This is a genomic window from Aeromicrobium sp. EU05-FHT14F07, assembly GCF_058790455.1.
Genome location: NZ_JBYTCR010000012.1, coordinates 113,694 through 121,919 on the forward strand (window position 1 = coordinate 113,694; position 8,226 = coordinate 121,919).

6 protein-coding genes are annotated in these 8,226 nt (G+C 72.9%); all 6 read left to right on the forward strand.

Features of this window, described 5'->3' with window-relative positions; all coding sequences use genetic code 11:
* The first annotated feature begins 75 nt into the window (after positions 1-75).
* The 6 genes from tkt to pgl all read left to right on the forward strand — a co-directional run bounded on the left by tkt (position 76) and on the right by pgl (position 8,181).
* Entirely contained in the window at positions 76-2,253 is a 2,178-nt protein-coding gene (tkt, locus tag AC3WRM_RS12045) for a transketolase (RefSeq protein ID WP_492248568.1), read from the forward strand.
* Between the two features lie 83 nt (positions 2,254-2,336).
* Positions 2,337-3,425 (forward strand): transaldolase, encoded by a 1,089-nt coding sequence (tal, locus tag AC3WRM_RS12050; RefSeq protein ID WP_492248567.1) that lies wholly within the window; start codon positions 2,337-2,339, stop codon positions 3,423-3,425.
* A gap of 3 nt (positions 3,426-3,428) precedes the next feature.
* Positions 3,429-5,033 (forward strand): phosphoglucose isomerase-related protein, encoded by a 1,605-nt coding sequence (locus tag AC3WRM_RS12055; RefSeq protein ID WP_492248566.1) that lies wholly within the window; start codon positions 3,429-3,431, stop codon positions 5,031-5,033.
* 9 nt (positions 5,034-5,042) lie between these two features.
* Positions 5,043-6,560, forward strand: coding sequence for a glucose-6-phosphate dehydrogenase (gene zwf, locus AC3WRM_RS12060; protein WP_492248657.1), 1,518 nt, complete (start codon positions 5,043-5,045; stop codon positions 6,558-6,560).
* On the forward strand, positions 6,560-7,459 hold the full coding sequence (locus tag AC3WRM_RS12065) for a glucose-6-phosphate dehydrogenase assembly protein OpcA (RefSeq protein WP_492248565.1): 900 nt from the start codon (positions 6,560-6,562) through the stop codon (positions 7,457-7,459). Before zwf ends, AC3WRM_RS12065 begins: the two co-directional genes overlap by 1 nt.
* A complete protein-coding gene (gene pgl / locus AC3WRM_RS12070) occupies positions 7,459-8,181 on the forward strand; it encodes a 6-phosphogluconolactonase (protein ID WP_492248564.1) in 723 nt (240 codons plus the stop codon). The genes AC3WRM_RS12065 and pgl overlap by 1 nt, the downstream gene beginning before the upstream one ends.
* Positions 8,182-8,226 lie beyond the last annotated feature (45 nt).

Below are 8,226 nucleotides of genomic sequence, written 5' to 3' on the forward strand. Positions count from 1 at the left end.
CGATAGGGTCGAACCGAGGGCTCCACCACGTCCCTCCCCCAGAATTTCCCCCACGACCCAGGAGCGACCAGCACCGTGACCAGCACCTCAGCAACCCTGGACTGGACCGAGCTCGACGCCAAGGCGGTCGACACCGCGCGCCTGCTCGCTGCCGACGCCGTCGAGAAGGTCGGCAACGGCCACCCCGGCACCGCCATGAGCCTCGCTCCGGCGGCCTACCTCCTCTACCAGAAGCTCATGCGCCACGACCCGAGCGACCCGTCGTGGATCGGCCGCGACCGGTTCGTGCTGTCGTGCGGCCACTCGAGCCTGACCCAGTACGTCCAGCTGTACCTGGCCGGCTACCCGATGACCCTCGAGGACCTCAAGAGCCTGCGCACGTGGGGCAGCCAGACCCCCGGCCACCCGGAGCACGGGCACACCCCGGGCGTCGAGGTCACCACCGGACCGCTCGGCCAGGGCATCGCCAACGGCGTCGGCATGGCCATGGCCGCCCGTCGGGAGCGCGGCATCCTCGACCCCGAGGCCGGCGCGGGCGAGAGCCCCTTCGACCACCACGTCTACGTGATCTGCTCCGACGGCGACGTGCAGGAGGGCGTGTCGGCCGAGGCGTCCTCGCTCGCCGGGCACCAGAAGCTCGGCAACCTGACGGTCCTCTACGACGACAACAAGATCTCGATCGAGGACAACACCGACGTCGCCTTCACCGAGGACGTCGCGGCCCGCTACGAGGCGTACGGCTGGCACGTGCAGACGGTCGACTGGACGCACGGCGGCGGCGAGTACCGCGAGGACGTCCCCGCGCTGTGGGACGCCTACCAGGCCGCCGAGCAGGTCACCGACAAGCCGAGCCTCATCGTGCTGCGCTCGATCATCGCCTGGCCCGCACCGTCGGCGCAGAACACCGGCGCCTCCCACGGATCGGCGCTGGGCGCCGACGAGATCGCGGCCACCAAGGAGCTCCTCGGCTTCGACCCCGAGCAGACGTTCGCGGTCGCCGACGAGGTCATCGCGCACACGCACGCGGCCCGCGAGCGTGGCGCCGAGGCGCACGCCGCCTGGCAGGAGACCTTCGACGCCTGGCGGTCCGCGCAGCCCGAGCGCTCGGCCCTGCTCGACCGGCTCCAGGCGCACGAGCTGCCCGCCGGCTGGACCGACGCGCTGCCGACATTCGAGGCCAGCGACAAGGGCGTCGCCACGCGCGCCGCCTCGGGCGAGGTGCTCTCGGCGCTCGCGCCCGTCCTGCCCGAGCTGTGGGGCGGCTCCGCCGACCTCGCCGGGTCGAACAACACGACGCCCAAGGGCGAGCCGTCGTTCATCCCGCCCGAGTGGTCGACCAAGAAGTTCCAGGGCGACTGGTACGGCCGCGTGCTGCACTTCGGCATCCGCGAGCACGCCATGGGCGCCATCCTCAACGGCATCGCGCTGCACGGTCCGACCCGTCCTTACGGCGGCACGTTCCTCGTGTTCAGCGACTACATGCGCCCCGCGGTCCGGCTCGCCGCGCTGCAGCAGCTCCCCGTCACCTACGTCTGGACCCACGACTCGATCGGTCTGGGCGAGGACGGCCCCACGCACCAGCCCATCGAGCACCTCGCTGCGCTGCGCGCCATCCCCGGCCTCGACGTCGTGCGACCTGCCGACGCGAACGAGACGGTCGCCGCCTGGCAGACGCTGCTCGGCATCCACGACCGCCCCGTCGCGCTGGCCCTGAGCCGGCAGAACCTGCGCACCTACCCGCGCGGCGACGTCGACGGCGAGACCTGGGGCGACGCCGCCGACACGGCCAAGGGCGCCTACGTGCTGCTCGAGGCCCGCCGCGACGGACAGGACGTCACCCCCGACGTCGTCCTCGTCGCGACCGGCAGCGAGGTGGAGATCGCGGTCCAGGCCCGTGAGGCGCTCGCCGCCGACGGCGTCGCGGCCCGCGTCGTCTCGATGCCGTCGCGTGAGTGGTTCGAGCAGCAGGACAGCGGGTACCGCGACAGTGTGATCCCGCCGTCCGTCCGTGCCCGCGTCGTCGTCGAGGCCGGCGTGTCGTTCGGCTGGCGCGACGTGGTCGGCGACGCCGGCCGGGTCGTGGGGATCGAGCACTTCGGCGCCTCGGCGGACTTCCAGCGTCTCTACCAGGAGTTCGGCATCACCCCCCGCGCCGTCGCCGACGCCGCTCGCGCCTCGATCGACGCGGTCGGAGCCGCGGAGGCACCGTTCCACGCGCGCCCGACCGGTCCGGTCCTGCCCGACCAGCACTGAGCGCACACAGCAACGGGGCCTGCGCCGCCGGCGCGGGTCCCACCCCGACCATCACGCCGCCGGACGGCGGCAGGAGGAGCACCATGAACGAGCGACTGCAGGCCCTGGCCGACGCCGGGGTCTCCATCTGGCTGGACGACCTGTCCCGTGAGCGCATCGAGTCCGGCAACCTCGCCGAGCTCGTGACCGAGGGCGGCGTCGTCGGCGTCACCACCAACCCGACGATCTTCGCGTCGGCCCTGTCCGACGGAGACCGCTACGCGGCCCAGGTGGCCGAGCTGAAGGCGGCGGGCGCCGACGTCGACGAGACGGTCTTCGCCCTCACCACCACCGACGTGCGCGAGGCGTGCGACGTGCTGCGGCCCGTCTACGACCGCACCGACGGGGTCGACGGCCGCGTCTCGATCGAGGTCGACCCGGGTGCCGCGCGCGACACCGAGCGCACCACCACCATCGCGAAGCGCCTGTGGGAGACCGTCGACCGGCCGAACCTGCTGATCAAGATCCCCGCCACCGTCGAGGGGCTCCCGGCCATCGCGGACGCCATCGCCGAGGGCATCAGCGTCAACGTGACGCTGATCTTCTCGCTGCAGCGCTACCGCGCGGTCATGGACGCCTACCTGGAGGGTCTCGAGCGCGCGGCCGAGGCCGGTCGTGACCTCTCGGCCATCCACTCGGTGGCCTCCTTCTTCGTCAGCCGGGTCGACAGCGAGGTCGACGGCCGGCTCGAGGAGGGCGACCCCCTGCGCGGCAAGGCCGCCCTCGCGAACGCCCGGCTCGCCTACGAGGCCTTCGAGGAGGTCTTCGGCTCCGAGCGCTTCGGTCCGCTGCGCGAGCGCGGCGCCCACGCCCAGCGACCGCTGTGGGCGTCCACCGGCGTCAAGGACCCGGCCTACCCCGACACGCTGTACGTGACCGAGCTCGTCGTCGCCGACACCGTCAACACGATGCCGGAGAAGACGCTGCAGGCGTTCGCCGACCACGGCGAGGTCAAGGGCGACCGGGTCACCGGACGCTACGACGAGGCCCGCCAGGTCATCGCCGACCTCGAGGCCCAGGGCATCGGCTACGACGAGGTGGTCGCCCAGCTCGAGAAGGAGGGCCTCGAGAAGTTCGACGCCTCCTGGTCCGAGCTGCTCGACAGCGTCCGCTCCGAGCTCGAGAAGGCCTGAGCCATGGCGGCACCGGACGTCACGCTCACCGTCGCCGACCAGGCCGCCCTCGACGCCGCGCTCGCGGAGCTCGTCGCCGACCGCTTCGCCTCGCGGCTGCACGCCCACGACGCCACCCTGTGGGGTCCCGACGCGGAGTCCGAGGCGGCCAAGCGTCTGTCCTGGACCACCCTCGCGGAGTCGTCCCGGCCGCTGGTCGCCGAGGTCGAGGAGCTACGCGCACAGCTGCACGGCCGCGGTCTCGACCACGTCGTGCTCTGCGGCATGGGCGGCTCGTCACTGGCCCCCGAGGTCATCTGCGCCGCCGCCGGCGTCGAGCTGACCGTGCTCGACTCCTCCCAGCCCGACATGGTGCGGTCGGCGATCGCCGACCGCCTCGAGCGCACGGTCGTCGTCGTGTCGAGCAAGTCCGGCGGCACCGTCGAGACCGACAGCCAGCGTCGCGCGTACGAGCACGCGTTCACCGAGGCGGGGCTCACCCCCGCCGACCACCTCGTGGTCGTCACCGACCCCGGCTCGCCGCTCGACGAGCAGGCCACCGCGGCCGGGTACCGCGTGTTCCACGCCGACCCCGAGGTCGGCGGCCGCTACTCCGCGCTGACGGCGTTCGGGCTCGTGCCCAGCGGCCTGGCGGGTGCCGACATCGGCGGGCTGCTCGACGAGGCTGCCGACGCGACGGCCGCGCTGTTCGCCGACGACGCCGCCAACCCGGCCCTGCGCCTGGGCGCCGCGCTCGGCGTCGCCAACCGCTCCGCCGTCGACAAGCTCGTGCTCCTCGACCACGACGCCGGCACCGCCGGCGCCTGGGGCGTGGGCGACTGGATCGAGCAGCTCGTCGCCGAGTCGACCGGGAAGATCGGTCACGGCATCCTTCCCGTCGTCGTGGAGAGCCCCCACGCCGTGAACGTCGACCCGAGCACCCCCGACTCCTTCCTGGCCGTCTCCGGCTCCTCCGACGCGCCGTCGAGCACGTCCGGATGGTCCGCGGGCGTCACGGGCGGCCTCGGTGCGCAGATGCTGCTCTGGGAGGTGGCCGTGAGCGTCGCGGGCGCCCTCATCGGCATCAACCCGTTCGACCAGCCCGATGTCGAGAGCGCCAAGCAGGCCGCCCGCGACAAGCTCAGCGGCGGCGGGGACGACGAGCCCGGTGCCGACCTGGTCGAGGGTCCGGTCTCCGCGTTCGGCACCGACGCCTCGAGCCTCGCCGACGCGGTGGAGCAGCTCCTCGCGCAGGTCGACGACGAGCACGGCTACCTCGCCGTGCAGGCGTACCTGGACCGCTGGGACCTCAGCGCCTACGCGGGTCTGCGCGAGCAGCTCGCACGTCGCACCGGGCGGCCGGTCACCTTCGGGTGGGGCCCGCGGTTCCTGCACTCGACGGGCCAGTACCACAAGGGCGGCCCGGCGACGGGCGTGTTCCTCCAGCTGACGAGCGACCCCCACGAGGACCTGGCGGTCCCCGGTCGCGACTTCACGTTCGGGGAGTTCATCGCCTCGCAGGCCGCCGGCGACGCGCAGGTGCTGCGCGACCACGGACGCCCGGTCCTGCGCCTGCACCTGTCCGACCCGCAGGCCGCGGCCGCCACGCTGCGCGACCTGCTGGGCTGAGCCGTGGCGATGCAGAGCAACCCGCTGCGCGACGTCCGCGACCGGCGCCTGCCGCGGATCGCGGGCCCGTGCAGCGTGGTCATGTTCGGCGTGACGGGCGACCTGGCGCGCAAGAAGCTGATCCCGGCGATCTACGACCTGGCCAACCGCGGCCTGCTCCCGCCGGGCTTCGCGCTCGTCGGCTTCGCCCGGCACGACTTCGGCGACCAGTCGTTCTCGGAGATGCTGAAGGCCGCCGCGCAGGCCGGTGCCCGCACGCCGTGGCGCGAGACGGTGTGGACGCAGCTGGAGGCCGGCATCCGGTTCGTGCCGGGGACCTTCGACGACGACGCCGCATGGCTGCAGCTGGCCGCGACGATGGCCGAGCTCGACGAGCAGCAGGGCACCGGCGGCAACCACGCCTTCTACCTGTCGATCCCGCCGGGCCTGTTCCCCGTGGTGGTCGGCAAGATCAAGGAGCACGGTCTCGCCGACCAGTCCGGCGGCTGGCGTCGGGTCGTCATCGAGAAGCCGTTCGGGCACGACCTCGCCTCCGCGCGGGAGCTGAACACGCTCGTCTCGGAGGTCTTCCCGCGCGAGAGCGTCTTCCGCATCGACCACTACCTCGGCAAGGAGACGGTGCAGAACATCCTGGCGCTGCGCTTCGCGAACGGCATGTTCGAGCCGCTGTGGAACAGCCACTACGTCGACCACGTCCAGATCACCATGGCCGAGGACATCGGCATCGGCACGCGGGCCGGCTACTACGACGGCATCGGCGCCGCACGCGACGTGATCCAGAACCACCTGCTGCAGCTCATGGCGCTCATCGCGATGGAGGAGCCCGTCTCGTTCAACGCGGAGAGCCTGCGTCTGGAGAAGCAGAAGATCCTGGCGAACGCCCGACCCGCCACCCCCATGGCCCAGCACACGGCCCAGGCGCAGTACACCGCCGGCTGGGCCGGCGGCGAGCACGTGGTCGGCTACCTGGAGGAGCAGGGCATCCCGGAGGGCTCCCGCACGGAGACGTACGCGGCCATCAAGGTCGACATCGCGACGCGTCGCTGGGCGGGCGTGCCGTTCTACCTGCGCACGGGCAAGCGGCTCGGCCGGCGCGTCACCGAGGTGGCCGTCGTCTTCAAGGCGGCACCGCACCAGCCGTTCAGCAAGAACGACATCGAGGAGCTCGGCCGCAACGCGCTGGTCATGCGGATCCAGCCCGACGAGGGCGTCACGCTGCGCTTCGGCGCGAAGGTCCCGGGCACGACGATGGAGATCCGCGACGTCCTCATGGACTTCGCCTACGGCGGCGCGTTCGTCGAGAGCAGCCCCGAGGCCTACGAGCGGCTCATCCTCGACGTGCTCCTGGGCGACCCGCCGCTCTTCCCGCAGCAGGAGGAGGTCGAGCTGTCCTGGAAGATCCTCGACCCCGTCATCGCGCACTGGCAGCGGGAGAAGACCATCGACACGTACACGTCGGGGACCTGGGGGCCGCCCAGCGCCGACGCCATGATGGAGCGCGACGGCCGCACCTGGAGGCGTCCCTGATGCAGATCAACCTCGAGAACACGACGTCGCCCCAGATCGCGCGGGCCCTCGTCCGCGCCCGCGTCGACTCCGGCAGCCCCGCCATGGACATGGTGCTCACGGCGCTCGTCGTCACCGACGACGAGACGGTCGGCGAGTCGCTGCGCACGGCAGCGGCACTGTCGCGCGAGCACCCGTCGCGCGTCATCGGCATCGTGCTGGGCGACGGACGCGGCCACCCGCGGGTCGACGCCACGGTGCGCGTGGGCGAGAACGCCGCCGGTGAGTCCATCCTGCTGCGGCTCTCCGGACCGCTCACCAAGCACGCCGAGTCGGTCGTGCTCCCGCTGCTGCTGCCCGACTCCCCCGTCGTGGTCTGGTGGCCGGGCAAGCCGCCCACGAACCCGGCCGAGGACCCCATCGGCCGGCTCGCGCAGCGCCGGCTCACCGACGCGGAGGCGTCGGACTCGCCCGTGCGGACGCTGAAGACGACGGCACGGCACTACAGCCCGGGCGACACGGACCTGTCGTGGACGCGTCTGACGCCCTGGCGTGCCCTGCTGGCCGCCGCCCTCGACCAGGCGACGGGCACCGTGCACCGTGGCGTCGTCGAGGCGGGGTCGGGCAACCCCGCCGCCCGCCTGCTCACCGCCTGGCTGCAGTCGCGCCTGCGGGTGCCGATCACCGAGCGGCGCAGCGAGGGCGAGCAGATCGCCCGCGTGGTCCTGGAGACCGACGCCGGCGACGTGACCATCGAGCGGATCGACTCCGAGACCTGCCTGTTCTCGATCCCGGGCGCCGCGCCGCGCCACGTGCCGCTCGGGCCGCGCACCCTCGCGGAGCTGCTGGCCGAGGACCTGCGCCGCCTCGACGCCGACGACATCTACCACGAGACCCTCACCCACCTGCTGGAGTCCTGATGCCCGACACGTCCTCCCCCGCGGCCCGGATCCTCCCGCACACCGACGCCGACGCCCTCGCCGCGGCGGTGGCAGCCGCCCTCGCCGAACGCGTCGCAGGCGTCCAGGCGGAGGGGCGCACCCCGCACGTCGTGCTCACCGGCGGCACGATCGCCATCGCGATCTACGAGCGGCTCGCCGCCGACGCGGCCGACTGGGCCGACGTCGTGTTCTGGTTCGGCGACGAGCGCTTCGTGCCGGAGGGGCACGAGGACCGCAACGACCGGCAGGCTCGCGACAGCTTCCTCGAGCGCCTCGGCGTCCCCGCGGCCCACGTCCGACCGATGCCCGCCCACGGCTGCTCGACGTCGATGGCCGAGGCGGCGGACGGCTACGGCGCGTCCCTGCCCGAGGAGCCGTTCGACGTCGTGCTGCTCGGCGTCGGACCCGACGGGCACGTCGCCTCGCTGTTCCCCGGCTTCGCGCAGGTGCACGAGCAGGACCGACGCTGCGTCGAGGTCTTCGACTCCCCCAAGCCTCCTCCGGAGCGGATCAGCCTGACGTTCCCGGCGCTGAACCACACCCGCGCCACGTGGTTCCTCGTCTCGGGTGACGGCAAGGCCGACGCCGTGGCCCGCGCCCTCGCACCGGACGGCTCGGTCGAGCAGACGCCCGCACGGGGTGCGCACGGCCTCGAGGAGACCGTCTGGTTCCTCGACCAGGACGCCGCCTCCCGACTCTGAACCGGCCCCCGGACGTGGACCGCCCCTGCACCGAGGTGCAGGGGC